The following is a 26,725-nucleotide window of genomic DNA, read 5'->3' as shown; positions in this document are numbered from 1 at the left end:
TAGGGGCCGCCCTCCGTGGCGGCCCGCCAACCACTTCTTGCGGATCTTGACGGAGCCTTGACAGAGCTTTAGCGGGTCACTTCTTCACGCTCACCCAGATCACCTCGCTCGCGTACCCGATCTTCACCACGAAGTTGATCGCCACGAACGCCTGCACGCACACCGGCACGTCCTCGCACTCGGCCGCGTCCGGGGCGGCCTTCAGTACGACGTGGCCGGCGCTGCCGGTGCCGAGGAGCGTCTTGCTCTTGCCGTCCACCAGCGTCACGCCGGGAGGCAGCGGGTTGCCGAACACGCTCCCGAGGTGCCGCAGCGGCACGTCGAGCGTCACCGCCTTGTCGTACCCCGGGCCGCGGAGCACCTCGACGTCGATCTTCACCTCCTCGCCCGGCTTCAGCACGATGCGGGTCGTGCCCACCTTCACCGCGGCGATGTCGGACGACGTCGTGACCGCGACCGCCTGCATCCCGGCGTCGAACCGGCCGCGGCCGCCGCCCGGGAGGTAGATCTCCTCCACCGCGATCGCGTGGTGGGTCACCGTCCGCGGCGCGCCGCCCGGCTCGGGGACCTCGGCCGTGCCGGTCACCGTCACCGCCACCGCGTCCCGCTCCGCGTCGGCGGCGGCCGAGACCACGATGAGCCCCTGCGTCATGTTCGCGGGGATCGTGAGCGGGCTCACCGTCACGCCGGCGGGGAGCCCCTTCACGTCCACCTTGACCGGCCCGGCGAACCCGTTGGTCCGGGTCACCTGGGCGAACCACGCGGTCCGGGAGCCGGCCCCGATCATCGCCTTCGACGGGTCGCACTTGATCGCGAAGTCGGGCCGGGCGGCGTCGAGCTCCAGGTAGTACACGAAGCCGTCGCCGCCCTTGTTGTTCAGGTCGCGGACGCGGACGACGTGGTCGCCGTCCACGGCCGGCGTGAACACGAGCCCCGCGTCCTTCCCGTTGAGGTCGTCGTTCGACGCGAGCACCTTTCCGTCGGGCGTCATCACGTCGACGGCGCTGTCGAGCTGGCTCCGCAGCACGGTGCCGAACCGCCGGGCGAACACCTCGACGCGCACCGGCCGGCCCTTCACCGCGGCGAACACGAAGTGGTCGAGGTCGCGCTTCGTGCCGATGCGGGCGTTGATTCCGCACGGCAGAGCGACCCGCGTCGCGGCCTTCGGGGTGTCGTTCGGCTCGGCCTCCTCGAACAGCGGCAGCGGGGTCGCGACCACCGGCACCGGGTTCGTGCTCAGGTCGCCGGCCTTCAGTGCAACGGTCGAAATGCCGGGGACTGCGGGAGCCGTGATCGTCCACCCGGTGCCGAGCTTCGCCGCGCTGCCGACGGGCGTCGCCTTCGCGGTCCGGTTGAGCCCGACCCCGATCGGGAACGCCTGCGAGGCGTGCGGCCCGTCGGTGACGGTCATCGCGTAGGCCCACCGCGGGTCGCCGTCGTACTTGGCGTCCCGCACGGCGACGCGGTAGGCGCCGTCCTTGGGAACTGCGAACGTGAGTACCGGGTCGGCGAAGAACCCGTCGTCGGCCGCGGCGAGTTCCTTCCCGGTCGCGTCGTACACGGCGACGAGCGGGTCGGCGTGCTTCTGGAGGTCGTGGATCTTGTCCTGGATGCGGGCGCACGCGACTTCGAACGTGAGCGTCTGCCCGGCCGTTGCGGTGAACGCGTAGTAGTCGACGCTCTCGGCCGCCTCGACCCGCCCGCACACGACGCACGGCACCGGCACCGGCTGCGCCTTCTCGGGCACGCCGATCCCCGGGAGTTCCCTCACGACGGGGAGGTCGACGACGAGGAGCTGCCCGAGCGACGAGACGCCGTGGGCCGTCGCGATGCGGAACTCGTGGGCCCCGAGCCGCGCGTCGGCCGCGACGTCGACCCTCAGGGTGACCACCGGAACGACCGGCACCGGGGCCTTCGGGTCGGTCTTGGGCGCGTCCTTCGGCGGCAGCGGCGCGGCGGTCAGCCCGGCCCCCTCGAACAGCACCTTGTACGCCCCGTGGAGCGAACTCGTCTGGCACGCGACGGCGACCTCGCTCGTGGTGCCGCGCTGCACCGCGACCGGCGACGTGTGCGTGACCATCGGGAACGACGTCTGCCCGAGTGCGGCGGCCGGGAGGAGGGCGACGCAGAGGAGCACGATCGACGGGCGCATCGGGGCGGCTCCTGGAGAGCGGTGGGGCGGGACCGCCAGACTACCACACGCCGCCGCGGGGTGCCACCGGGCGGCGGGCGGGAAGCCCAGGTGCCCGGCGAACCCTGAGCGCCAGCGAGGGGTGAGGCGCACCCCCTCGCTGGCGCTCAGGGTTCGCCCGCACACTGCCGCACCCAGTACGCGAAACGGGCCGCCCCTCAATGGGGCGGCCCGCGTGTGACCCGGTGGTCGCGAGATCAGTTCGTGCCGCCCGGGGGCACTTCGAACTTCGTGAGGTCCAGGACCGACTCGGCCTCCTGGATCTTGTACGAGAGCTTCACGATCCCCATGTCCTTGACGAACCACATGCGGACCGTGGTCTTGGTGCCGGCGACGTTCAGGTCGGCCCCCTCGACCAGGATCGCCTCCGCGTCCTTGTCGAGCACCTTGATCTTCTCCTTGTCCTCCTTCACCTTGAACGTGCCGCTCACGTCCTGGGTGCCGACCTTGCTCTTGATGTCCCAGGCGTCGCCCTTCTTGGCCGGGATCTGGAGGATCTTGACCGGCGGGTCCACCTTGTCGTCCTTCACCTTGACCCGGTACACGCCGTCGCCGCGGACCGAGTACAGTTCCGACGCGACGACCTTGCCGTTCACCAGGGTGTCGACCTTGGTGTACTCGTCGGCCCCGGCCTTCTCGGTCCCGGTGACCACGACCTCGATGGTCTGGTCCTGGACCTTGTACGTCCACTTCGTCTTCTGCTTGAGCGGGAAGTACCCGCCGGCGTTCGGGGCCGCGTCCTTGGGCGGCTGCGCGAGGAGCGAGCCGCCGAGCAGCACCGCCGCCGCGCCGACGAGGAGACGTGTCACACGCAACATCCGTAAGCCCCTGTTCTGTTGGTTGCGGTCCGGGAACCGCGGTAGTATACGCGGCCGCGCCGCGGGGTCACTTCTTCTCGGCCGGCGCGGGGGCGGGGTCCGCCCCGGCGGCGCCCTTCTTCGGGTCCGGCCCCTTCTTCGGTTCCGCGTCCGACTTGGCCGCGCCATTCGGGTCGGCCGGGGCCTTCTTCGGCTCCGGCTCGGTCTTCGGGTCGGTCTTCAGCTCGGCGTCGCGCTTGGGGAGGTCCACCCGGGGGGCCGCGGCGTCGAGGTTCCCGAGGTCCGCGCCGTCGTCGCCGGCCCGGGTCGCCATCGCGGCGAGCACCTTCGGGCTCACCCCGGCCCCGACGAACCGCACCGAGCCGTCGCCCATCAGTACGAACGTGCCGGGCTTGCCGTCCGGGGTGCCGGAGGTGTGCGCGAGGCCGCGCATCGGGTTCGCCGGGTCGAGCCCGCGGACGGTCGCGCCGCCCCCGGCGATCCACGGCTGCGGCGGGCCGCCGGGCGGCGTCTGGAGCAGGTAGATCGTGTTCGAGAGGCCGTCCCTCACGTCGTCCGGCTTCGAGCCCCAGTTGTAGCCGGTGATGCCGACCTTCTTGGCGAACTCGGGGACCGTCGGGTCCTGCCGGGCGATGTCGAGGCCGACGCCGGCGACCGCGACGTAGTTGGTGCCGCCCAGGACGCGCCCCTCGGCGACGTACGGCGAGGTCGCGCGCCACGCCGACTGCGGGTACGACGGGACGAGCAACTCGGGCACCCACGCCTCGGCCGCGTCGAGGTTCAGCACGTTGGCCTTCGGGTCGTAGTCGTACCACGCGGCGTCGCGGTTGATGAGCCGGGAGAGCTGCTCCCGGTCCCGGCCCAGGTACGGGAGCAGGTCCGCGAACAGGCTCACCCGCGTGGCCGGCTGGTACTTCAGGCCCAGCCGCGAGGCGTCCGTGAGCTTCCGGTCGGCGGTGCCGCGGGGGAACTGGCCCGGCGGCACCGCCAGCTTCGGGATCGCCGCGATCAGCCCGTGGTACGACAGGTCCGAGGCGTAGACCGCCATCTTCCCCTTGATCGTGTTGATGACCCCCTGGAGCCGCGGCTCGATCTTCTGGCGGAACGTCTCGGTCGGCCAGGCCAGGTCCGCGGTGACGGTGACGTACCGGTCGGTCTGGGCCACCGAGATGAACGAGTTGGTCGCGCCCGCCGGCTGCTTCGGAACGGTCCCGCCGGGGCCGGTCCCCGGTCGGCCGGGGCCCGGCACCGGGCCCTCACCGTCCTCCGTGGTCGGGTTCGGCCTGGGACCGATCCCGCCCGGGCCGGTGCCGGGGGTCATCGTGCCCACGGTGGTGAGGTTCCGGGCCTCGACCGGGCTGTTCAGGAAGAACGCCGCGAAGTCGGCCGCCGGCTGGAGCATCGGCACGAGCTGGTCGCGGATCACCTCGAACGCCGCGCCGTCGGAGACCAGCGTGAGGCGGAGCGTGGCCGTGATCCCGGTCGGGGTGAACGCCGACACGGTCGCGGCGAGGTACTCGGTGCGGGTCAGGATCGGGTCGAGGACCGCGGTAACGGGCTGGTAGTCGGTCTTGAGCCCCTTGGGGTCGTACATCCCCTGCACCGACTTCTCGGCGTAGATGACCATCGGCGGCGACCCGGCCTCGGCCCCCACGTCCTTGAGGGTCCGCTTGAGCCGCGGGTCGAGCGACAGGTACAGCGGGTTCTCGGCCTGGACCTGCCCGGCCGCGGGGGCTCCGACGGAGCTGAGGAACTTGGGGAGCCCCTTCGCGTCGAGCGCCGTCAGAAAGCTCTCCAGGGCCGCGTGGTCGCCGACCAGGATGTTCTGCGAGTCGTACACGCACAGGCCGAACGGCCGCGGCCCGGTCGCCGGCTTCACCGGCCCGGCCGGGAGCTTGTCGAACAGCCCCCCGAGCAGCGACGCGAAGTGGAACGAGTTCGAGACCGCGTTGGCGAACGGGTTCGACTTGAACGCGTACAGGGTCCACTTCTTCTTGACCGGCTTGGCCCCGACCGTCGGGGCGATCCCCGCGACCACGTCCCGCTCGAACACCGGCATCTTCAGGTTGATGACGCCGAACGGCTCGCGGGCGTCGCCGACGAAGGCGTGGTGGTACGACGCGACCTGGTCGGCGTCCACGCCGAACGAGCCGGCGAACATCTTGAGGTTGTTCGGGTCGAAGAACGGCGACAGCGGGGTGAGCTTGACCCGGTCGAGGTCGAACCGGTAGACGGCCCGCGTGTCGTTCGGCAGCAGGTTCGAGGGGTCCTTGTCGCTGATCGCGGCCACGGGGGCCTTCTTGACCTCGCCGGGGTCCTTGTCCTTGGGCTTCGGCTCCGGGTCCTCCTTGTCGCCGCCGGTACCGCCGCCCTTGTTGGCGCTCGGGGGCGGGACGAAGGGCGGCCGGGTCGGCTTCTTGCTGTCGCCGCCGCCGCTCAGGACGGCGAACCCGACCGCGGCCAGCACCAGGACCGCCAGGACCCCGACGATCACCGCGAGCTTCTTTTTCTTCTTCTTGGCCGCGTCGGCCGGGGCCGCGGCCGCCTTCTTCTTCTTGTCGGCCTTCGCGTCCTTGTCGGCCTTCGCGTCCTTGCCGTCCTTCGCGTCCTTGGCCGCGCCGCCGGCGGGCTCCTCGGCCTTGAACCGGTACTTGCACTTCGGGCACTCGACCTTGGTGCCGATGGCCTTCTCGGGGACCGCGACCTGGTTCTCGCAGCTCGGGCACGGAACCTTGATGCTGGCCATGAAGCCTCCGGTGAGCGGCGACGCGGGAACGATGATCGCAGTGACGGCGCACCGCCCCGGTCCCGGCCGGGCGGCTACGCGGTTCATCTTAGCGGGCCGCAATCGAGCGGTGCAAAGGGAATTGAAGGAACGGCCGGGCCGGCCCCGGCCGGGTCACTCCGCGGCGGCGCGGGCCGCCTCGCGCGCGGCGATCTCGTCGGCGAACAGCCCCCGCACGGTCTTCTTCGCCTTCCAGTCCACGAACCACGGGAAGAACCGGTTCACCAGCACCAGCAGCTTCCCCTGGAGCGTGAGCGTCACGTCCACGGTGCCCCTCTCCAGCGCCCGCAGCGTCGCGGCCGCCACCTGCTCGCTCGTCATCCCGCGGAGGTGGTCGAGCTGCAGCTTCGCCTTCTGCTCGAGCATGTTCTGCGAGAAGTTCGTCTGCGTCAGGCCGGGGCTGACGACGAGCACGTCGATCCCGTCCTTCGCGAGTTCGGCCCGGATCGCCTCGCTGAACCCGGCCACGGCAAACTTGCTCGACGAGTACAGCGACCGGGCCGGCAGCGCCCGCTTGCCGACCACCGAGGAGATGTTCACGATGGCCGGCGTGGTACCCTGCTTCAGCAGCGGCAGGAACACGCGGGTCGTCTCGGTCAGGCCGAAGAAGTTCGTCTCGAAGATCTGGCGGAGCACCCCGGGGTCGGAGTCCATGAAGTGCCCGGTGGCCCCGATCCCGGCGTTGTTGACGAGCACGTCGAGCCCGCCGAAGTGCCGGGTGGCCGCGTCGACCATCGCCTGCCGGCCCTCGGGGCTGGTGACGTCGGCCACGACCGTTTCGATCGTGCCGCCGGCCCCCCGCACCTCGGTCGCGAGGTAGCCCAGGAGTTCCGCCGACCGCGCCGCGGCGAGCACCTTCGCCCCCCGCTTCGCCGCCTCGGCGACGAGGGCGCGGCCGATCCCCTGCGACGCCCCGGTGACGAGCACCCGCAACCCGGCCAGTTTCCGCCGCGCCATGACCCGCCCCCCAGAGGAGAAGACCAGAGGACAGAACCCCGGAGGGCAAACGCGGCGGGACCGGAGTCGCCGTGTTGGCCCTCCCGGTCTCTGCCCTTCCGAGGTTCCGTCCCCTGGTCTCATTGTGTTTTACCAACCCGGTGGCCGGACCGCGACGGGGTGTGGTACGATGCGGCCCCGTTCTCCCGGGGGACTGCGATGCCTGTAACGATTTTCGCGAACGCGACGCTCGTGCTCCCGGACCGGCTCGTGCCCGGCGCGTACCTCGAAGCGTACCACGGGCGGATCACCTACGCCGGGCACCAGCAGCCGCGGCACGCGCCGGGCGGCGTCGTCGACCTCCGGGGCGCGTACCTGTGCCCGGGGTTCGTCGACCTGCACGTCCACGGCGGCGACGGGGCCGACTTCATGGACGGCACGGTTGAGGCGTTCCGCACCGTGTGCCGGTGCCACGCCCGCCACGGCACCACGAGCCTGACCCCGACCAGCACCGTCGCAAGCACGGAGCAGTACCTCCGGTTCCTGGAGCTGTGCGGGGAGCTCCGCGGCGACGTGCCGGGCGGGGCGCGGATCGTCGGCTCGCACTTCTACGGCCCGTACTTCGCGCGGCCGGCCCGCGGGTGCCACCCGGACCGGGACTTCCTCACGCCGGACCCGGAGAACGCCGAGCAATTCACCAAACTCGCCGCGACGATGCCGCTCGTTATCACCGTCGCCCCGGAACTGGAGAACGCCGAGTGGCTGGTGCGGACGTACTCGGCCCGCGGGGTGCGGTTCAACGCCGGGCACAGCTTCGCGACGTTCCCGCAGGTCGAAGCGGCCGTGCGGGCCGGGGTGCGGCACGTCGATCACCTCTTTTGTGCGATGTCCGACCGCGCGAGGCTCCGGCCGGCGCAGGCGTACCCGATGCGGGCCGGGCTCATGGAGGCGACGCTCTACTTCGACGAACTCACCACCGAGGTGATCGCCGACGGCCGGCACCTGAGCCCCGAGTTGCTGCGGCTCGCGTACAAGGTGAAGGGACCGGACCGGCTCGCGCTGGTGACCGACGCGATGCGGGCCGTGGACCTGCCCGACGGCGAGTACTGGTTCGGTGCGGAGGGGACCGGCGAGCGGGTCCGCAAGCTCGACGGCGTCGGGGTGACCGTCGAGGGAACCGCGCTGGCGTCGGGCGTAACGGGGATGGACCACGCGGTCCGCACGATGCACCGCACCGCCGGCGTGCCGCTCCCGGAGGCGGTGCGGATGGCGAGCCTGACCCCGGCCCGCATCATCGGGCTCGACGGCGAACTCGGCAGCCTGGAGGTCGGGAAGCGCGCCGACCTCGTGGTGCTGGACGCCGAGTTGAAGGTGCAGCGGGTGTACGTCGGCGGCAAGCAGGTGGTGTAGCGGTCCGATTGACGGGTGTGTCGGGTCCGAGCCCGAGCGCCGAGCGAGGGTTCACGCTTACCCCCGCTCGGCGCCCGGGCTCGGACCCGACATGCGCTACTGCCACCGCACCGTTAACTTCCCGTCTTCCTTCGCGCGGCGCTCCATGCGCCTCAGACAGAAGCGGGCGGCGCACAGGAACACGGCCGCCAGGCCCGCCAGGATCGCCACCTCGGTCCCGACGTCGAACATCCCCGGCCGCCGGAACAGGATCTGCCGCATCGCGTCCATGCCGGCGGTCAGCGGGATCACGCTGGCCACGACCGCGAGCCCCTTCGGGAAGATCGACACCGGAAAGTTGGTCCCGCTGAGCAGGTACACGGGCTCTTGCAACAGGTTGACGACGTGCCACGCCTCGCGGCCCCACAGCAGGAAGATCGAGGCGAACATCATCCCCAGGCCGTACAGCGCCGCCAGGGTCAGCACGAACACGCCGACGAACGCGGGCCAGCTCGTCGGGTTCAGCGGCACGTCGAACACGAGCACGCCCGTGGTGGTGATGGCCGAGGCCCGGACGAACGTCGTCAGCATCCCGCCGAGGGCCATGCCGGTGAGCACGCCCATCATCGGGGCCGGCGACATCACGTAGAGTTCGAGGTTCCCCGAGTCCCGCTCCCAGTACAGTTGCGCCCCCATGCCCCAGAGGACGTTCATCCAGAACGTCGTCATGGCCGCCCCGAGGATGACGAACCCGGTGTACTCCGGGGGCGCGTTCATCGCCCGGTAGGCGTAGGCGAACGCGGCGACGGACAGCACCGGCAGCAGCGTCTCCTGGAGCATCCACGACCGGCTGCGGAACAGCCACGCGACGCGGGGGTAGGTGCGGGCCACCGCGGCGTCGACGAACAGGCGGAGCGGGGACGGCATCGGGTTCCTTCGGCCGCGGGCGGCGAAAATTCTCGGCCCCGGGTCCCGGGTGCCTGACTCGACAGGAGTTTCGAGGTTAAAGCTTCTGGTGGGCGGAACGACCGGGCGGCGCCGCCCCCGCAAACTTGAAACGCTCAACTCGAAACTCGGAACTACTGTATCGTATAGTCCGGTGCGGACCGGACCCAACCCCAGGCGCGCCCGCGGAGCCCGCGTGACGAACCCCGACCCGATGATCGCCCTCCGCGGGCTCCGCGTCCTGTACGGCGCGTTCGCCGCCGTGGACGGCCTGGACCTCGACATCCGCCGCGGCGAACTGTTCGGCCTGCTCGGCCCGAACGGGGCCGGGAAGTCCACCACCATCCGCGTGCTGATCGGCCAGCGCGCCCCGTCGGCCGGGGTGGTCACCGTCGGCGGGTTCGACGTGGCCCGCGACTGGGCCAAGGTGAAGCCGCTGTTCGGGTACGTCCCGGACCGCGAGAACCACTTCGAGGAGTTCACCGGCCGGCGGAACCTGGAGTTCTTCGCCCGGCTCTACAACGTCCCCCGCGACCGGTACCTCACCGTCCTCAAGATGGTCGAACTCGACGAGGCCGCGAACCTCCCCGTCCGCGGGTACTCGCTCGGGATGCGGAAGAAGCTGCTCCTGGCCCGGGCCCTGCTCCACGAGCCGCAGGTGATGTACCTCGACGAGCCGACCGCGAACCTCGACGTCCACTCGGCCGAGGTCGTCCACCGCATCCTCCGCGACCGCGTCAAGCACGGCGCGACCGTGGTGCTGACGACGCACAACATGGAGGAGGTCGAGCAGATCTGCGACCGCGTCGGGATCGTGTGCCGCGGGAAGCTGGTGGCGCTCGACTCGCCGCTCGCCCTCAAGCAGGCGCACACCGAGCGCAAGGTGGACGTGACCCGCAAGGACGGCGAGCGCGTCGTGTACGACCTGGACAGCGAGACCGGCCTGAAGGGGCTCTCGGAGCTGGTGGCGACCGGGCAGGTCGCCACGATGCGGACCCGCGAGTTCGACTTCCACGCGACGTTTCTGAAGCTCACGGGGCTGGCGTTCGATTGACGGGGGGCGGCGCTACCCGTTGCCCGCGGTCGCGCGGTAGTACCCCTTGACCTCGGTGCCGTCGGTCCGGGTGTACCCGCCGACCCACACCCGCTCGCGGGTCCCCGGGGCCGGGCGCTTGCCGGCGTCGCCCCCGGAGTACTTGTTCGACCGGGGCCGCGACTGGCCCGGGACCGACACGCTGGCCCGTTCGAGTTTCCAGGACCGCTTGCTGTTGGCTGGCATGATGGCGTCTCCGTGAAGTTGTGCGCCCCCACCGGGTGTGCCCGCAACTTGTGTGCCCGACCGCACCCCCTGCCCCGCCGGACTTATGCACGCTCACATCATCCGCGCGCTGCTCGCCAAGGAGTGGCAGCGCCACGTCGCGAACCGCGGCGGCATCGCACTGGGCGTGCTCCTCGTCGCCGCCGCGGTGCTGCTGTCCGTCTCGACGCCCCGCGGGGCGGCCAAGGGCGGCGGCGGGGGCGCGGCCGGGCTCGTCGGCGGCGTGAACCACTGCATCGTCAACTACGACACGCACACGGTCTTCGTCACGCACCTGATGGAGAACGTCCCGCCCGAGTTGAAGCAGCAGGTCCACTTCCAGCCGCTCTCGCGGGCGCCGACCGTGAACGGCGTCATCGTCTACCCGGTCGGGACCGGCGGGCTCCAGGTCCGCGAACTGCGGGACGGGGTCTCGCCCAACTACACCGTTCACGTCGCCATCTGGCACCCGGAAGGGAACCCGACTGCACTGGCCCCCTACGAGGCGTGGTTGTGGAAGGAGTTCCGGCGGTGGAACGTGCGCCGGGCGCAACTGCGGGGGGTCCCGGTGCCGCCGGAGCCGGCGTTCGACGCCGAGAACCAGTGGCTCCTGACCGAGGCGCACCACCGGTTCCAAGACCAGGTGGCCGAGGCCGCCGCGACCAACTCGGCGAGCGGGGTGTTCGAGGCGACCGCGGCCGCGGCCGGCGCGCCCGTCGCCGCCGCGACCACGGGCGTGAGGCTCGCGGTGCCCGCCCTGGAAGTGAAGCGCGAGGGGCTGGGCGGCGAGGTGCTCACCTTTCACGCGGCGATCGTCACCGGCCTCGTCGTGTTCGCGCTGTACTTCACCTGCGTGTACCTGCTGCCGACGCTGAACTGCGAGGAGCGGGAGCGGGGGGTGCTGCTCGCTCAGGCGCTGTCGCCCGCGTCGCCGCTCGAAATCGTTGCGGCGAAGGCGCTGTTCTACCCGACCGCGGGAATCGGGCTCGCCGCGACCATCGCCGCGATCTACCAGCCGGCGATCCTGGCGCAGCCGTTCTTCTGGCTGTCGCTCGTCTCGGTGGCGGCCGGGTTCCTGGGCATCGGCATGACGATTTCCACGCTGGCCCGCACCCAGCGCGCCGCGTTCCTCGGCGGCATGTGCTACCTGATGGCCGTCTCGATGCTGCTGACGATCTGCTCGCTCAACAACGTCCCGATCCTGCCCTACTTCACGGTGGAGTACTTCGGCCCACGCATCCTCCACGCCGCGATCACCTCGGCGGTCAACAGCACGGAACTCACCAAGACGAACTGGTGGAACCTCCTGGGCGCGGCGGTCCTGGGCGCCGGGTGGCTCACGGTCGCCGTCCGCCTGTTCCGGCGGCGGGGGTGGCAATGAGTTCGAGCGCGGAGTGCGGAACGCGGAGTGCGGAATCAAGGCAGTCGCAGACGGAGGTTTGAGGGTGCCCCGCCTGTTCAGCTCTGCCGTGTTGATTCCGCGTTCCGCACTCCGCACTCCGCACTCAACTGGTCCGGTCGTAGCGGCAACCCATCCACCTCAATCGCTTCAGATTACGCAATTTGACTTTGACGGTATTTCCTACCCAACCTACCATCGCTGGAGTCGCCCGCTGCTGGCGTCAGTTCCGCACCACGGAGGTTCCCCGCACCATGTACAGCGTCGTTCTTCTCGCAGCCATGAGCCCCGGCTTCCACCCGCACGGGGTGGTGCCGGCCGGTCCCGCGGTCGTCGGGTGCTACGGGTCCGCCTGCTCCGGGTGGTCGTGCATGGGGAGCTGTTCGGGGTGGTCCGCGGGCTGCTCGGGCTGCTACGGGTCGTGCTACGGCGGGCAGCGCCACTGCTTCTTCGGCGGCGGCGGGCTGTTCGGCCACCGCCACTCCTGCACCGGCTGCGGCGGGTGCTCCGGGTACGCGTACTCGTGTTCCGGGTGGTCGTGCCTCGGCTCCTGCACCGGCTACTCCTGCGGCGGGTGCTCCGGTGCGACGTGGGGCGGCGCGTACTACGCCCCGATGTACACCCCCGGCGCGGTCTACGGGAACGTGACCAACCCGAACCCGCAACCCGCGGACCCGACGCCGATCCCGGCCCCGGTCGAGAAGAAGGACACCAAGGACGGCAAGACCGGCGCGAACATCAAGTTCCAGCTCCCGGCCGACGCCAAGCTGTACGTGGACGGCCGGCTCACCACGCTGGTCGGCACCGAGCGGTCGTTCGTGACGCCGCCGCTGGCCGCCGGGAAGTTCTTCTACGACGTGAAGGCCGAGCTGGCGGTCGGCGGCGAGGTCGTCGTCGAGCAGAAGCGGCTGATCGTCGAGGCCGGGTCGAGCCTGGTCGAGTCGTTCCCGAAGCTGTTCGCGGCCGCCGGGGGCAAGGCCGACGCGGTCGCCGGGAAGTAAGGTGACACGGTCCGCCGCGAGCCCACCCGTCAAAACGGGTGGGCTCGTTGCACGTCCGGGCCGGTGGCCCCCGGTCCGGCCCGGCGTATAAAGGACACCCGCGACCGAGTCCCGCCACCCGCTCAGGAGACGAGCCGTGTCCGCAGACCGCTACCTGTTCACCAGTGAATCCGTGTCGATGGGCCACCCGGACAAGGTGGCCGACCAGGTCTCCGACGCGGTCCTCGACTTCTGCCTCGCGGCCGACCCGATGAGCCGGGTCGCCTGCGAGACGCTGGTCACGACCGACCTGGCCGTCGTCGCCGGCGAGATCACCACCAAGGCCGCCCTCACCCGGCAGGCCGTGGACAAGCTGGTCCGCGACGTGATCCGCGAGATCGGGTACACCGCCAAGGACCGCGAGGAGGCCGAGGAGATCGGGTTCACCGCCGACGCCTGCCAGGTCGACTGCCGCGTCCACGCGCAGAGCCCGCACATCAGCCAGGGCGTGGACACCGGCGGGGCCGGCGACCAGGGGATGATGTTCGGGTTCGCCTGCACCGAGACCGAGTCCCTGATGCCGCTGCCGATCCACCTGTCGCACCGGCTCGTCGAGCACCACGCCGACCTGCGGAAGTCCGGCAAGCTCGGGTGGCTCCGGCCCGACGCCAAGAGCCAGGTCACGGTCGAGTACAACGCCGACGGCACCCCGCACCGCATCCACACCGTCGTCCTCAGCACCCAGCACACCCGCGAGGTGATGAGCACCGGCGCCAAGGGCGACTACTTCACCGACGACGCCCGCCAGGCGATCATCGACCAGCTCGTCCTCCCCGTGCTGAAGCGGGAGCGCGAGGACCTGATCCGCGGCAAGCTGGTGATGATCCGGCCGGGCGACGCGGCCCCGAAGCTCGGCGAGAACGACGTCGCGTGCCACATCAACCCGACCGGGTGCTTCCTCACCGGCGGGCCGCACGGCGACTGCGGGCTCACCGGCCGCAAGATCATCGTGGACACCTACGGCGGCCGCGGCCGGCACGGGGGCGGGGCGTTCAGCGGCAAGGACCCGACCAAGGTGGACCGCAGCGCCGCCTACGTGTGCCGGTACATCGCCAAGAACATCGTCGCCGCCGGGCTGGCCCGCGAGTGCGAGGTGCAACTGAGCTACGCCATCGGCTACCCGGACCCGCTGAACGTGTGGGTGAACACCAACGGCACCGCGAAGGTGCCCGAGGCGAAGCTGGTCTCGCTGATCCGCGAGCACTTCAAGCTGACCCCGAAGGGGATCATCGAGTCGCTGAACCTGCGCCGGCCGGTGTACCGCGAGACCGCCCGCCACGGCCACTTCGGCCGCAAGGGCGACGGGTTCACCTGGGAGGTGACCGACAAGGCCGACGCGCTCAAGAAGGCCGCCGGGGTGTGATCCAGTGGGGGCACTGGCGAACCCTGAGCGCCAGCGAGGGGGTGCGCCTTACCCCCTCGCTGGCGCTCAGGGTTCGCCCCCAACCGCAGGCGCACCCCGACCGCTCACTCCCGTTGACACGTCCGACCGTCGTGACTATGTGCCCGCCCGGGGGAACGGTAACGGTTCGGAACGGGGGTGAGCCATGCGCTGGCACTGTGTGGCCGCGTGCGTCGCGGCCGTCGGTCTTCTGTCGGGGTGTGCGGGGCCGCGGGTGGTGCGGTCGGACCAGACCGGGGGCGTCGTCGCGATCCCGGCGAACTCGAACTCGTGGCCGGGGTACTACCGGACCAAGGCCGAGGAGCTGATCCGGCAGCGGTGCCCGAACGGGTACGAGATCGTCTCCGAGCAGGAGGTCGTGACCGGCCAGACGGCGCACACGAACGTCCAGACCGACACCCAGGAGGCCCCGGCCCTCGTGTTCGGCGGCAAGGACTCCTCGGAGAAGACGGACAAGAAGGGCGGCAAGTCGAAGGAATCGACGTTCGCCGGGCTCGCGGTGCCGGTGGGCGAGACGCGGCAGACGACCAACCAGACCACGACGTACCACGACATCACCGAGTACCGGATCGAGTACCGCGCGAAGTGACGGGGTTCCTCTTTGGTGGGGCAGGCATTCTTGTCCGCCGCGTGAGGCGGTTGGAGGCAGACAAGAATGTCTGCCCCACCAAACCAACCCGGCGCGAGCCAACCGCGGAATACGTATCGGTGTGCCGCATCGCTCCTCGATTCGCGCGCCGGGGCCGAACTCCGGCCCGCCCCCGCGTGTCCTCGTCACGCCCCGTTCCGTGAGGGCGTGACGACCCGAGCGCCGCGATGAACTTCCGCATCCCCGTCTACGTGTACCAGCACCCGCAGGGGTACGCGGCGCGGCCGCTGTTCGCCGCCGGCCCCGAGGAGCGGGACACCAACCTCAACCGGCTCCTCACCAAGCTCACCCGCAGGCTCGTCACCACCATTGAGCAGGCCGCCCGCAAGGACCGGCACGAACCGGTGGCCGAGTGGGCGTTCTCCCCCCGCGTCACCACCCACCGCGTCGCGCTCGACGTCGAGCTGCGCCGCCGCGTCGCCCGGGTGAAGTACCTGCTGGTCGCGTTCGACCACATGGGCCGGCGGCTCGCGTTCGCGCCCTCGCTGCCCGACCTGTGGTTCGAGGTCACCCGCGGGGAGCCGCTCGAGGCGCGCGCCGCGGCGGTGTTCACCGAGCACTGGCGAACGGTCGAGCGCGAGGCCGACGACGAGGAGGAGGTGCGGCCCGAGGCGACGAACCTCGCCGGCAAGGCGTGGGTGCAGGTGCTGGACCTCTCGGCCGGGGTGCCGGCCGTGGCCCCGAAGCCGCCGGCCGCGAAGTTCCTGTTCCTCGGCGGCGGCGACACCGGCGACGGCGCGGCCGAACTCCGCCGCGTCGGCCGGTGCCTCGACTGGCTGTACCCGGACGAACTCGAACGCGCCGTGCTCCGCGACCGCGAGGTCGCCGAACTGTCGCGGCTCCTGGAACTCGGCGACCGCCGGCCCGTACTGCTGTGCGGCCCGCGGATGGCCGGCAAGACCGCCCTGGTCCACGAGGCGGTGTTCCACCGGGTCGCGCACCGCAAGCGGGTCCACGTTCAGCAGGGGAACGTGTGGCTCGTGTCGCCGCAGCGGCTCGTCTCGGGCATGTCCTACGTCGGCCAGTGGGAGGGGCGGCTGCTCGCGATCCTCAAGCACGCGAAGAAGCGCGACCACGTCCTCTACTTCGACGACCTGGTCGGTCTGTTCCTCGCCGGCGTCTCGGCCAACTCGACGCTCAACGCCGCGACCGTGCTGAAGCCGTACCTGGAGCGCCGCGACGTGCGGGTGCTGGGCGAGGTCTCGACCGACGGTCTGCGGGTGCTCCAGGAGCGCGACCGCGGGTTCGCCGACCTGTTCCACCTGATCCCCGTCCGCGAGCCGGGCGACGCCGACACCCTGCGCATCCTGGTCGATCAACAGCGCCGCCTCGAAGGGAAGCACGGGTGCGACTTCGGGCTCGACGTGCTGCCCACGGTGATCGACGTGCAGCGCCGCTACGACCGCACGGCCGCGTTCCCCGGCAAGGCCGCCGCGATCCTCACGCGCCTCGCGATCCGGGCGACTGCCGACCCAAGCCCCCACGTCCCGGCGGGGGGGCGTGCGTCCGACCTCAACCCCCTCGCGGGCCGCCCGCAAATCGCACGCGACGACGTCCTCGCCGACTTCGCCGCGCGTAGCGGGCTGTCGCTGGCGTTCCTCGACCCGAAGCAGCGGCTCGACCGCGACGACGTGCGCGACACGGTCCGCGAGCAGGTGGTCGGCCAGTCGGAAGCGGTCGAGGCGCTCGCCGACGTGGTGAGCGTTGCCAAAGCCCGGCTGAACGACCCCGACCGGCCGCTCGCGGCGTTCCTGTTCCTCGGGCCGACGGGCGTGGGCAAGACCGAGTGCGCAAAGGCCATCGCCCGCACCCTGTTCGGCGAGGCCGACAGGCTCTTGCGGTTCGACCTGAACGAGTTCAACCAGTACGGTGCGGCGGCGCGGCTCGTCGGCACGTTCCAGCAACCGGAGGGGCTGCTCACGAGCGCGATCCGCCGGCAGCCGTTCGCCGTGGTACTGCTCGACGAGATCGAGAAGGCGCACCCGGAGGTGTTCGACCTGCTCCTCTCCGTGCTGGGCGAGGGCCGGCTCACGGACGCGCTCGGCCGCACGGCCGACTTCTCGAACGCGATCATCGTCATGACTTCGAACCTCGGCGTCCGCGAGGCCGAGGGCGGGCTCGGGTTTAACCCCGAGGCCGACCGCTCGTTCGCGTACACCGGGGCCGCGGAGAAGTTCTTCCGCCCCGAGTTCTTCAACCGCCTCGACCGCGTCATCCCATTTAAAAAGCTCACCCGCGTCGAACTCGCCGCGATCGCCCGCAAGCTGGTCAACGACGTGCTGGCCCGCGAGGGGTTCGGGCAGCGGAAGTGCGTGCTGAACGTGTCGGCCGACGCGCTGGAGCGGGTCATCGACGCGGGGTACGACCCGGCGCTCGGGGCGCGCGCCATGAAGCGCGCCGTCGAGCGCGAGCTGGCCCAGCCCGCGGCCGGCCGGCTCGCGGAGCTGCCGCCGGGCGAGTTCACCATCGTCACCGTTCAGGCCAGTGACAACGCGCTATCAGTGAGCGTGCAGGCGCCGGGTTGGGCCGAGAAGGTGCCGCTCGAAGACCGCGCCGCGCTGCCGGCCGCGGACCGCCTCGCCGCCGCGTGGGCCGCGCTGGAGCAGATCGACGGCGTCCTCGCTACGCTGCGGCCGGCGGGGGCGGTAGTCGCCGGGAAGGTGTCGCCCGAGCACGAGCGGTACTTCGCGCTGAAGGAGGGGGCCGACGCCATCGGCGAGACGCTCAACGCCTACGAGGACCGCCTCGCCGACGCGAAGCTCGCCCGCCTCGAAGCTCGCCAGCCGGAGGGGGTGGGCCGGAAGGGCCGCTACCGCTCGATGAAGATTAAGGAGGCGACCTCGGCTCGATGGGGCGAAACAGGAGAACAACCTCTCCGATCACTACTTTCGGCAACGAGTATGGAGGAAGCACTACGGGAGCTGTTCGACGCGGCCGAACCTCTGCCCGACGACGCCGATCTGTTCGAGGTGGAGAACCGGCTCGCGCTGCTGCGGCTGATGGCGACCGCACCCGCGGACGACCGCCCCGTGTACCTGTGGGTCCGCGGCTTCCCGGAAGGGCAACGCTCGCGCGTGGTGCAACACCTCGCCGGGTACTACGCCAACTCCTGGGACGCGGAACTGGGTGTCGAGTTGACAGCAATCTCGAATCCGATGCCGGACCCACCGCAGTGGATCATTCAGGTCAGGGGCGTTCACGCCCGCTCGCTGGCGCTCACCGAGGCCGGCACGCACCTGTTCCTGCCGAAGCACGGCGGGCCGGTGCCGGTGCGGGTGGACGTGGTCGATTCGCTGCCGCCGCGGGTCGCGGACCCGTTCGCGTTCGGGCCGATCCTCCGCGTGTACCCCGAGGGGCAGCCGGTCGCCGACGTGCGGACCGGGCTCGTGTCGCCGCTGCCGGGCCGGCCGGACTTCGCCGAGACGTTCCGCACGTTCACGCTCGCCGCCCTGCCGCGGGCGACGTGACCGCCTTTCATTCCGAATTCCGAACTCCGCACTCCGCGTTTCAAACATGCCGACCGCCCGCTACCCCGTGCTGATCTGCCGCGACCTCGCCGGGGGCCACTCGGCCGTGGCCGTCGACGACGGGACGGTCGGGTTCGGCCCGTCGGCGCGCGACGCGACCGCCGACCTCCGCGACTACCTCCGCTGGCTCCACCGCAAGCTCGGCACCACGAAGGGGCCGGACTTCCTCGACCCCGAGTTGCGGTGGTTCGCGGTGAGCGTGCGCCCCGAGTACAAGGGTACGGACCGCGTGTTCCCGGCCGAGTCCGCGGTCGAGGTGCGCGTTCCCGTGGTCGTCGGCACCCGCGGGAGCGGCCAGCCGACCGCCGACCTGCCGCTGCTCGGCATCCGGTTCGACTACCCCAACCGCACGCACCTGCCGATGCTGGTCGAGCGGTACGTGTTGCAGAAGCTCGAAGGGCTCACCCCGCAGGAACTCGGCGCGTACCTCCCGCCGGCCGGGGTCGAACTCGCGGACGTGGTCGTGTCGATCCCGCGGGAGTTTTCCGTTCCCGAGGTCCACGCGAAGCCGCCGCGGGCGCTCGCGCAGGTGGCCGAGGCCGTGGGCGACCGGGCCGTGCGGAAGGGGTACGCCCGTGCGTGGGGCCGCGAACTCGAAGTCGCGGCACTCGTGCAGAAGCTGCACCGCGAGCAGGCGAACGTGTTGCTCGTCGGCGAGCCCGGTGTCGGCAAGACGACGCTCATGGTCGACGCGGTGAAGGAGGCCGAGAAGCTGATCGACGAGGAGGTCGGCCGGGCGGTGCCGGGGCCGAAGCAACGGCGGTTCTGGCTCACGTCGGCCGGGCGGCTCGTCGCCGGGATGAAGTACCTCGGGCAGTGGGAGGAGCGCGTCGAGGGGGTCATCGCGGCGCTGGGCGAACTCAAGGGCGTGCTGTGCGCCGAGCGGCTACTGGGCCTGGTGCAGCGCGGCGGCACCGGCCCGGCCGATAGCATCGCGATGTTCCTGGTGCCGTACCTCGCTCGCGGCGAACTCCGCATGATCGCCGAGGCGACAGCGGCCGAACTGGACGCGTGCCGCCGGCTCATGCCGGGCCTGCCGGACCTGTTCCAGATCGTGCCGGTGCGGCCGTTCGACCGCGGCACCGCGCTCGCGGTCATCGACAAGCAGCTCGAAACGTCGGCCGCGGGGCCGGGGGTCGAGGTCGAGCGCGGCACCGGCGAGCGGATCGTGCGACTGTTCCGGCGGTTCATGCCGTACGCGCCGTTCCCCGGGCCCGCGTCGGCGTTCGCCCGCGAGATCGTGGACCTGCACGCCCGCGACGGCAAGAAGCCGGTGACCCCCGACGCCGTCGTGGACCGGTTCCGCCGCCGCACCGGGCTCCCCGAACTGTTCCTCCGCGACGAGATCACGCTGAAGCGGGCCGAGGTGCTCGCGTGGTTCACGGAACGGGTGATCGACCAGCCCGAGGCGTGCGAGGCGGCGACCGACGTGGTGATGACCGTGAAGGCCGGCCTCAACGACCCGAACCGCCCGCCGGCCGTGCTGCTGTTCTGCGGCCCCACGGGCGTCGGCAAGACGCACATGGCCCAGGCGCTGGCGCAGTTCTTCTTCGGGCACTCGGAGTCGAACGCGGAGTGCGGAACGCGGAGTGCGGAATTGAAGCAAGACGCGAAGACCGGGTCTTCGGGTTCTCACTCCGCACTCCGCACTCCGCACTCCGCAATTGCCGCGGAGCGTTTGGTGCGGCTCGACATGAGCGAGTACGGCGGGTTCGACGCGGTCCACCGGCTGCTCGGCCCGCCGCAGGGCGAGCCCGGGGAACTCGTGAAGCGGGTCCGCCGGCAGCCGTTCTGCGTGCTGCTGCTCGACGAGGTCGAGAAGGCCGCGGCCGACGTGTTCGACACGCTCATGGGGGTGTTCGACGAGGGCCGGCTCACCGACCAGTACGGGCGGGTGACGAACTTCCGCAGCACCGTCGTCGTGATGACGTCGAACCTCGGGGCCGGGCAGGCGCGTGCGGTCGGGTTCAACCCGCAGTCGGCGCCGCAGTACCGGGACGCGGCGCTGCGGTTCTTCCGCCCCGAGTTCTTCAACCGCATGGACCGCGTGGTGACGTTCCGACCGCTCCTTCCCGCTTCGGTGAAGGCGATCGCGCGGCGGGAACTGGACGCGATCGCGCGCCGCGACGGGCTGGTGCGGACCGGCGTGCGGGTGGAGTGGTCCGACGCGCTGGTGGACCGGCTCGCGGGGATCGGGTTCGACGCCCGGTACGGCGCGCGGCCGCTCCAGCGGGCCGTCGAGCGCGAGGTCGTCGCCCCGCTCGCCCGGTGGCTGCTGGAGTTCTTCGTGAGGGACGGCGGCACGATCCGCGCCGACTGGGCGGACGGGGCGTGCGTGTTCCGGGCGGTTTAGGAGTGGCCGCAACACACGGTGTGGGGCCGGCTGTGCCGGCCGAAACCGCAGCGATCCGCGCTGCTCCGGCCGGCACAGCCGGCCCTACACGAGCTTCATTTCGTTCGCTCTTGGTCGCGTCACGCGGCGCGCTTGTGTTGCCGCGCGAGGCCGAGCTTCGCGACCGCGTCGGCGAGGTCGGCGGCGACCAGTTCCAACGCGAGGGCGTCGCGGTCGAGGCCGGCGGTGTTCACCCGCGACCCGTACCCGGTCCGCACCAGCACGGTGCGGCACCCGGCCGCCGCGCCGGCTTCGAGGTCGGTGACGCGGTCGCCGATCATCCACGACGCGGCCAGGTCGATCCGCAACTCCGCGGCCGCCCGCACGAGCATCCCGGGGCTCGGCTTGCGGCACTCGCACGCGAGTCGGTACTCGGGCACCTCACCCTCGGGGTGGTGCGGGCAGAAGTGGAACGCGTCGACCCGCGCGCCGTACCCGTGCAGCAGGTCGGCGAGGTGCGCGTGGACCGAGTCCACGTCGCGCTCGGTGAACATGCCGCGGGCGACGCCGGACTGGTTCGAGACGATCACGACGCGCCACCCGGAGCGGTTGAGCGCCGCGACCGCCTCGGCCGCGCCGGGCACGAGCCGGACGCGGTCCGGGGAGCCGAGGTAGTGTCCGTCCTCGATTACGACGCCGTCGCGGTCGAGGAACACGGCGGGGGTGGTGTGGCTGTTCATGGCGCGAGATGATCGCACGCCGCGGCGCGCGAGACAAGGCGAACTGGCGCGGGCCGCGCCCGCCGCGGAAATCCTGCTGCCCGGCCCGCCGCCGGATGATAAGATCGCTCCACTTCTCCGGGCACTCTCCGACTCACCGACCGAATACGCGAAAGGGTCCACGACGTGTCAACTGCTGCCACGACCGCACCGCCGGTGCCGACGGGCCACCCGACGGGCTTCTGGTTCTTCTTCTGGGGCGAGTTCGCCGAGCGGTGCTCGTACTACGGGATGCGGGCCATCCTCGCGCTGTACATGACCGAGCGGCTCGGGGTGGACAAGGCCGACGCCGGCACGTTCATGTCGTTGTTCATCGCCGCGTGCTACTTCTTCCCGCTCATCGGCGGGTACATCGCCGACAACTTCCTCGGGAAGTACTGGACCATCGTGGGGTTCTCGATCCCCTACGTGATCGCTCAGTTCCTCGTCGGCATCGAGGACAAGTACGTCGTGTTCCTCAGCCTGGTCCTGCTCGCGATGGGGTCCGGCGTCATCAAGCCGAACATCTCGACGCTCATGGGCCTGACCTACGACCAGCAGCGGCCGGGGCAGGACCAGCTCCGCACGAGCGCGTTCTCGTGGTTCTACATGTCGATCAACTTCGGGGCCGCGCTGTCGCAGTTCGGGATGCCGTACCTCCGGACCGAGTACGGGTACAAGGCCGCGTTCCTGTTCCCGGCGGTCCTCATGGCGCTGGCGCTCGTCATCTTCGCGCTCGGCAAGCGGTTCTACGCCCGCGAGTCGATCGAGCGGAAGGTCGTCGGCACCCCCGGCGACACGATCCCCGACGGGGCGACGCTGACCGGCATCCCGGTGAAGTACACGGTCGTGACCGCCGAGGAGAAGGCCGCGGACCGCGCCCTCAAGTTGCGGGTGCTGGGCCGGATCGGGTCCGTGTTCCTCATGGTGATGGCGTTCTGGGCCATCTTCGACCAGTCGGCCAGCACCTGGATCTTCTTCGCCGACACGTACATGGACACCACGATCTTCGGCGTCCCCACGTCGGCCGACGCGATCCAGGCGTTCAACCCCGTGTTCATCGTCCTCCTCGTGCCGGTCAGCGTGTGGCTGTTCAAGACGCTCGATCAGAATGGGTACAAGGTCAAGGCGACGCACAAGATGGCGCTCGGGTTCGCCCTCACCGGGGTGAGCATGGTCATCATGAGCGTGGCCGGGTTCCTCGCCGGTCAGAAGCAGGACGCGGTCAAGCTCACGACGCCCGAGGGATCGGTGATTCTCGCCAAGCCGAGCGTCGAACTCGACAAGGTTCAGAAGCCCGCGTCGGGCACCTCGGTCGTGGCGTTCGACGGCGTTCAGATCGCGGCGTCGGACTGGGAGTACGACAAGGAGAAGAAGAAGCTGTCGTTCGCGGCGGGGACGGTCAGTCTGAAGGGCGGGTCGGAGCTGCCCGTGGCTAAGGGGCACCTGCCGGCGACCAGTCTCCCGGCCCAGCCGGCCCTCGCGAGCGGCGGCGTGCTGGAGTCGTTCCTGAAGTCGGGCGACGACCTCGCCAAGGTGAAGCCCGAGGAGACGAAGGCGACGCTGGAGATGGTCGAGTGGGTGAAGCCGGCCGAGCGGGTCACCGTGTGGTGGCAGGTGCTCGCGTTCCTCATCATCACGGTCGCCGAGATCCTCATCTCGGTAACGGGGCTCGAACTCGCGTTCGTGGCCGCGCCGCAGAGCATGAAGAGCTTCGTGACCGCGTGCTGGCTGGCGGTCGTGTTCCTCGCCAACCTGCTGATCAACGCGCCGATTACGCGGCTGTACCCGCACATGGCCCCGGGGGTCTACTTCGCGGGGCTGGCCGGCGCGATGGCGGTCGTGACGCTGGTGTTCATCCCGGTCGGCATCCGGTTCAACCGGGGCATGGCCCAGGCCGCCGCGGAGGAGAAGGAGAAGGCGGCCCGAGAGGCGAACACCGAAGCGGTGTGACCTCAGTACCGCGGCACGGCGGGGTCGACCGACAGCGACCAGAGGTCGATCCCGCCGGCCATCGAGGCCACGTTGTCCACGCCCGCCTGCTTCAGCAGGGCGGCACCGCTCATGCTCCGCACCCCGTGGTGGCAGTACACCACCACCAGGGCGTCGCCCGGCGGCTCGATCTCACCGGCCCGCGCCCGCAGCTCGCCGAGCGGGACCAGCAGGCTCCCCGGCAGGGCGCAGAAGGCGTGCTCCTCGGGCTGCCGCACGTCCACCAGGAGCACGGGCGAGCCCGCGTCGAGGAGGGCCTTCACGTCGGCCGGGTGGATTTGCTGGATCATACGAGCCTACTATCGGGGGGCGCTGGCGAAGACACTCTCACGATAGCAGGCGGCCGCCCGCCGAAAATGCCACCGCAATTTCATGCGACAAGAAAACCAGTATCGTGCTACAATCAGCTAGACCGTCGCGTGATTGAGTTCCGCCATCGTTCGCCCGCCGATGGCACGAGCCGGACTGCGGGGATACTCCGACCCACGCACTGCCATGCCCGTTCTCCCTGTGACCCACAACCAGTGGCAAGTCCTCCGCGCCGTCAAGCGGAGCCGCAAGCCCCCGAACGGCCGCGACCTGCGGCTGTCCCCGACCCGGGGCACCAAGGACGGCTCGTTCCTCACCGTCATGGTGCGGCTCGGCCTGCTGGTGCGCGCCACCGGCACCGAGAAGGACCCGTTCGAGGCGACCTACGCCCTCACCGAGGCCGGCAAGCACGCGGCCGAGTACGGCGAGTGCGAGTTCCCGTCGGGCATCCTCAACTCGCAGCAGGCCAACCCGAAGCCGCCAGCCAAGGGGTAGCGGCCACGGGGTAGGCCTCTTGGCGAGCGGGGGACGTAAGTCCCCCGGTAGAACCGCCAATCTACCGGGGGACTTACGTCCCCCGCTCGCCCAAATCCACAGGCACACCCCGCCATTTGCGAGTGGCGGGCGGTGCCGCTAGAATCGGCGGCCACCCTCCCCCGTCGCGTTACCGGAGCCGCACACGTGCCGACCACACCAACGCGCCGCCAGTGGCTCGCGGCGGCCGCCGCGTCGCCGCTCGCGCTTCAACTCCCCCCACCGGCAATCGCCCGTCAAGCGCCGCCGGCACCGGCCGCTCTCGCGCCGCTCAACCGCTTCCCGCGCGTGGTGCAGGAATCCTACGTCGAGCAGGTCCGGGCCGCCGAGAAGAAGGGGGCCGACCTCCGGGCCGCGCTCAAGACGAAGGCCGACGCCGAGGGGTACGTCCGCGGCGTCCGCGAGAAGATCGCGAAGTGCTTCGGCCCGTTCCCCGAGAAGACCCCGCTCAACGCACAAGTCACCGGCACGCTCGACCGCGACGCCTACACCGTCGAGAAGGTCGTCTTCGAGAGCCGGCCGCGGTTCTTCGTGACGGCGAACCTGTACCTGCCGAAGGGTGCGAAGGGGCCGCGGCCGGGCGTCATCGGCTCCTGCGGCCACTCCGACGACGGTAAGGCGGCCCCCGCGTACCAGTCGTTCGCCCAGGGGCTCGCGCGGCTGGGCTACGTGTGCCTCATCTTCGACCCCATCGGCCAGGGGGAGCGGTCGCAGTACCCGCACGTCGAGAAGCCGGACCGCCCGCGGCTCGGCGTCGGCGAGCACCTCCTCGCCGGGAACCAGCAGTTCCTCGTCGGCGAGTTCTTCGGGAGCTGGCGCGCGTGGGACGGCGTCCGCGCCCTCGACTACCTGCTCTCCCGCCCGGAGGTGGACCCGAAGCACGTCGGCGTCACCGGCAACTCCGGCGGCGGCACGATGACGACGTGGCTGTGCGGGCTCGACCAACGCTGGACGATGGCCGCGCCGAGTTGCTTCGTCACCACGTTCCGCCGCAACCTGGAGAACGAACTCCCGGCCGACACCGAGCAGTGCCCGCCGCACTGCCTCGCGCTCGGGCTCGACCACGCCGACTTCCTCGCGGCGATGGCCCCGAAGCCGGTCGCGATCCTCGCCCAGGAGCGGGACTTCTTCGACGTCCGCGGCGCAGAGGAAGCGTACCGTCGGCTCAAGCACCTGTACGAGTTGCTCGGCGCCGACGAGAACGTGAAGCTGCACATCGGCCCGCAGGGCCACGGCTACAGCGTCGAGAACCGCGAGGCGATGTACCAGTGGTTCAACAAGGCGACCGGTATCTCCGACGCGAACACCGAACCGAAGCTCACCATCGAGAAGGAAGCCGACCTGTGGGCCGCCCCGAAGGGCCAGGTGAGCGAGCTGAAGTCGCGCACGGTGTTCTCGTTCACGAAGGAGCGAGCCGAAACGCATGCGAAAGCGCACGCCGAGTTGCGCAAGAAGGCCGAACAGTTTCCAGTGAAAGATCTCAGAGCCGGACCGCGAGCACTCCTTCTGCATTACCTTGACCTTCCGGTAGCCCCCGGTGTCCCGGTTCCCCTTGGCATCCGCCAGATCGAGGGCGTTCCCGACTTCCGCATCCTCCGCAACGCCGGCAACCGCAAGTACCCGAAGCCGCACGCGACGAGTTACGCTGTCGAGACCGAGAAGGGCGTGTTCGCGGTCGTGTACCGGCTCGCGGACGAGGCGCACATCGCCCGCCCACCGAAGACCGACGCGCCGGCGATCCTGTACGTCTCGCACCACAGCGCCGACGCCGAACTGCGCGACGAGCCGCTCCTCGCGGATGTGATGAAGGCCGAGCCAAAGGCGACGTTCTACGCGATGGACGTGCGGGGCGTCGGCGAGTCGCGGCCGGACACCTGCGGGGGCACCAAAGAGTTCCTCACGCCCTACGGCAGCGACTACTTCTACGCGATCCACGGCATCATGCTCGACCGGCCGTACGTGGGGCAGAAGACGCTCGACGTGCTGCGCGTCCTGGCGTGGCTCGCCGACATCGGCCACAACGAGATCCACCTCGTCGCGAAGGGCTGGGGCGCGATCCCGGCGACGTTCGCCGCCGTCATCTCGGACGCGGTGAAGCGGGTGACGCTGAAGAACGCGCTGACGAGCTACCGCGACGTGGCGACGACCGAAACGTACAACTGGCCGCTGTCGGCGTTCGTTCCAGACGTGCTCAGCACGTTCGACCTGCCCGACTGCTACAAGGTGCTCGAAGCGAAGGGGCTGAAGCAGGTCGAACCCGTGGGCGCGAACGCGAGGATTTCTTGACTTTGGAGCCGCGAGGGCCGATCGGGGGTTGAGTGATACCGGCTCCGGTCGATCCGGAACCGTCGACGGCGGGCCGCGGTCTGGTCCGAGCCCGAGCGCCGAGCGAGGGTTCACGCTGACCCTCGCTCGGCGCTCG

At 70.6% G+C, this 26,725-nt stretch carries 19 protein-coding genes; 11 read left to right on the top strand and 8 right to left on the bottom strand.

The window, feature by feature from the left end:
* Positions 1 to 76 precede the first annotated feature (76 nt).
* From ACTIGN_RS01700 to ACTIGN_RS01685, 4 genes are all read right to left on the bottom strand, one after another.
* Positions 77 to 2,152: a PPC domain-containing protein gene (locus tag ACTIGN_RS01700; protein ID WP_439620738.1), complete on the bottom strand. Its 2,076-nt coding sequence runs from the start codon at positions 2,150 to 2,152 to the stop codon at positions 77 to 79.
* 236 nt (positions 2,153 to 2,388) lie between these two features.
* On the bottom strand, positions 2,389 to 3,000 hold the full coding sequence (locus ACTIGN_RS01695; protein ID WP_439620736.1) for a hypothetical protein: 612 nt from the start codon (positions 2,998 to 3,000) through the stop codon (positions 2,389 to 2,391).
* 76 nt (positions 3,001 to 3,076) lie between these two features.
* The gene (locus ACTIGN_RS01690; protein WP_439620734.1) at positions 3,077 to 5,755 is read right to left on the bottom strand and encodes a DUF1559 family PulG-like putative transporter; all 2,679 of its coding nucleotides are present in this window, start codon (positions 5,753 to 5,755) and stop codon (positions 3,077 to 3,079) included.
* Between the two features lie 153 nt (positions 5,756 to 5,908).
* Positions 5,909 to 6,751 carry an SDR family NAD(P)-dependent oxidoreductase gene (locus tag ACTIGN_RS01685; protein ID WP_439620732.1) on the bottom strand — a complete coding sequence of 281 codons (843 nt, stop codon included), beginning with the start codon at positions 6,749 to 6,751 and terminating at the stop codon, positions 5,909 to 5,911.
* Positions 6,752 to 6,949: 198 nt separating this feature from the next.
* Between ACTIGN_RS01685 and ACTIGN_RS01680 the strand changes: the two genes are divergently transcribed.
* Positions 6,950 to 8,140 carry an N-acetylglucosamine-6-phosphate deacetylase gene (locus tag ACTIGN_RS01680; protein WP_439620730.1) on the top strand — a complete coding sequence of 397 codons (1,191 nt, stop codon included), beginning with the start codon at positions 6,950 to 6,952 and terminating at the stop codon, positions 8,138 to 8,140.
* Positions 8,141 to 8,236: 96 nt separating this feature from the next.
* On the opposite strand, the gene ACTIGN_RS01675 is transcribed toward ACTIGN_RS01680, so the two are convergent.
* A complete protein-coding gene (locus ACTIGN_RS01675; protein ID WP_439620728.1) occupies positions 8,237 to 9,046 on the bottom strand; it encodes an ABC transporter permease in 810 nt (269 codons plus the stop codon).
* 214 nt (positions 9,047 to 9,260) lie between these two features.
* Here ACTIGN_RS01675 and ACTIGN_RS01670 point away from each other — a divergent pair, with 214 nt between their 5' ends.
* A complete protein-coding gene (locus tag ACTIGN_RS01670; protein ID WP_439620727.1) occupies positions 9,261 to 10,118 on the top strand; it encodes an ABC transporter ATP-binding protein in 858 nt (285 codons plus the stop codon).
* A 12-nt stretch (positions 10,119 to 10,130) separates the two neighbouring features.
* Here the strand turns inward: ACTIGN_RS01670 and ACTIGN_RS01665 are convergent, their stop codons facing one another.
* Positions 10,131 to 10,343, bottom strand: coding sequence for a hypothetical protein (locus ACTIGN_RS01665; protein ID WP_439620725.1), 213 nt, complete (start codon positions 10,341 to 10,343; stop codon positions 10,131 to 10,133).
* Positions 10,344 to 10,428: 85 nt separating this feature from the next.
* Between ACTIGN_RS01665 and ACTIGN_RS01660 the strand changes: the two genes are divergently transcribed.
* The 6 genes from ACTIGN_RS01660 (at position 10,429) to ACTIGN_RS01635 (ending at position 20,731) form a co-directional block, all read left to right on the top strand.
* Entirely contained in the window at positions 10,429 to 11,742 is a 1,314-nt protein-coding gene (locus tag ACTIGN_RS01660; protein ID WP_439620724.1) for an ABC transporter permease, read from the top strand.
* A gap of 272 nt (positions 11,743 to 12,014) precedes the next feature.
* Positions 12,015 to 12,761, top strand: coding sequence for a TIGR03000 domain-containing protein (locus tag ACTIGN_RS01655; RefSeq protein ID WP_439620723.1), 747 nt, complete (start codon positions 12,015 to 12,017; stop codon positions 12,759 to 12,761).
* 178 nt (positions 12,762 to 12,939) lie between these two features.
* The gene (metK, locus tag ACTIGN_RS01650) at positions 12,940 to 14,163 is read left to right on the top strand and encodes a methionine adenosyltransferase (RefSeq protein WP_439620739.1); all 1,224 of its coding nucleotides are present in this window, start codon (positions 12,940 to 12,942) and stop codon (positions 14,161 to 14,163) included.
* A gap of 184 nt (positions 14,164 to 14,347) precedes the next feature.
* Positions 14,348 to 14,791 (top strand): hypothetical protein, encoded by a 444-nt coding sequence (locus ACTIGN_RS01645; protein ID WP_439620721.1) that lies wholly within the window; start codon positions 14,348 to 14,350, stop codon positions 14,789 to 14,791.
* 227 nt (positions 14,792 to 15,018) lie between these two features.
* Complete coding sequence (locus ACTIGN_RS01640) at positions 15,019 to 18,318, top strand: AAA family ATPase (RefSeq protein ID WP_439620720.1); 3,300 nt, start codon at positions 15,019 to 15,021, stop codon at positions 18,316 to 18,318.
* A 46-nt stretch (positions 18,319 to 18,364) separates the two neighbouring features.
* Positions 18,365 to 20,731, top strand: coding sequence for an AAA family ATPase (locus tag ACTIGN_RS01635; protein WP_439620718.1), 2,367 nt, complete (start codon positions 18,365 to 18,367; stop codon positions 20,729 to 20,731).
* A 119-nt stretch (positions 20,732 to 20,850) separates the two neighbouring features.
* Here the strand turns inward: ACTIGN_RS01635 and gmhB are convergent, their stop codons facing one another.
* The gene (gene gmhB, locus ACTIGN_RS01630) at positions 20,851 to 21,450 is read right to left on the bottom strand and encodes a D-glycero-beta-D-manno-heptose 1,7-bisphosphate 7-phosphatase (RefSeq protein ID WP_439620717.1); all 600 of its coding nucleotides are present in this window, start codon (positions 21,448 to 21,450) and stop codon (positions 20,851 to 20,853) included.
* Between the two features lie 165 nt (positions 21,451 to 21,615).
* Between gmhB and ACTIGN_RS01625 the strand changes: the two genes are divergently transcribed.
* Entirely contained in the window at positions 21,616 to 23,421 is a 1,806-nt protein-coding gene (locus ACTIGN_RS01625; RefSeq protein WP_439620715.1) for a POT-type proton-dependent oligopeptide transporter, read from the top strand.
* Between the two features lie 2 nt (positions 23,422 to 23,423).
* Here the strand turns inward: ACTIGN_RS01625 and ACTIGN_RS01620 are convergent, their stop codons facing one another.
* Positions 23,424 to 23,750 (bottom strand): rhodanese-like domain-containing protein, encoded by a 327-nt coding sequence (locus ACTIGN_RS01620; RefSeq protein WP_439620713.1) that lies wholly within the window; start codon positions 23,748 to 23,750, stop codon positions 23,424 to 23,426.
* Between the two features lie 205 nt (positions 23,751 to 23,955).
* Here ACTIGN_RS01620 and ACTIGN_RS01615 point away from each other — a divergent pair, with 205 nt between their 5' ends.
* Positions 23,956 to 24,264: a hypothetical protein gene (locus ACTIGN_RS01615; protein WP_439620712.1), complete on the top strand. Its 309-nt coding sequence runs from the start codon at positions 23,956 to 23,958 to the stop codon at positions 24,262 to 24,264.
* A 186-nt stretch (positions 24,265 to 24,450) separates the two neighbouring features.
* Positions 24,451 to 26,589, top strand: coding sequence for an alpha/beta hydrolase family protein (locus tag ACTIGN_RS01610; protein ID WP_439620710.1), 2,139 nt, complete (start codon positions 24,451 to 24,453; stop codon positions 26,587 to 26,589).
* The last annotated feature ends 136 nt before the right edge of the window (positions 26,590 to 26,725 follow it).

Source organism: Gemmata sp., from assembly GCF_051859125.1.
GTDB lineage: Bacteria > Planctomycetota > Planctomycetia > Gemmatales > Gemmataceae > Gemmata.
This window is presented reverse-complemented; position numbering and strand designations above follow the sequence as displayed.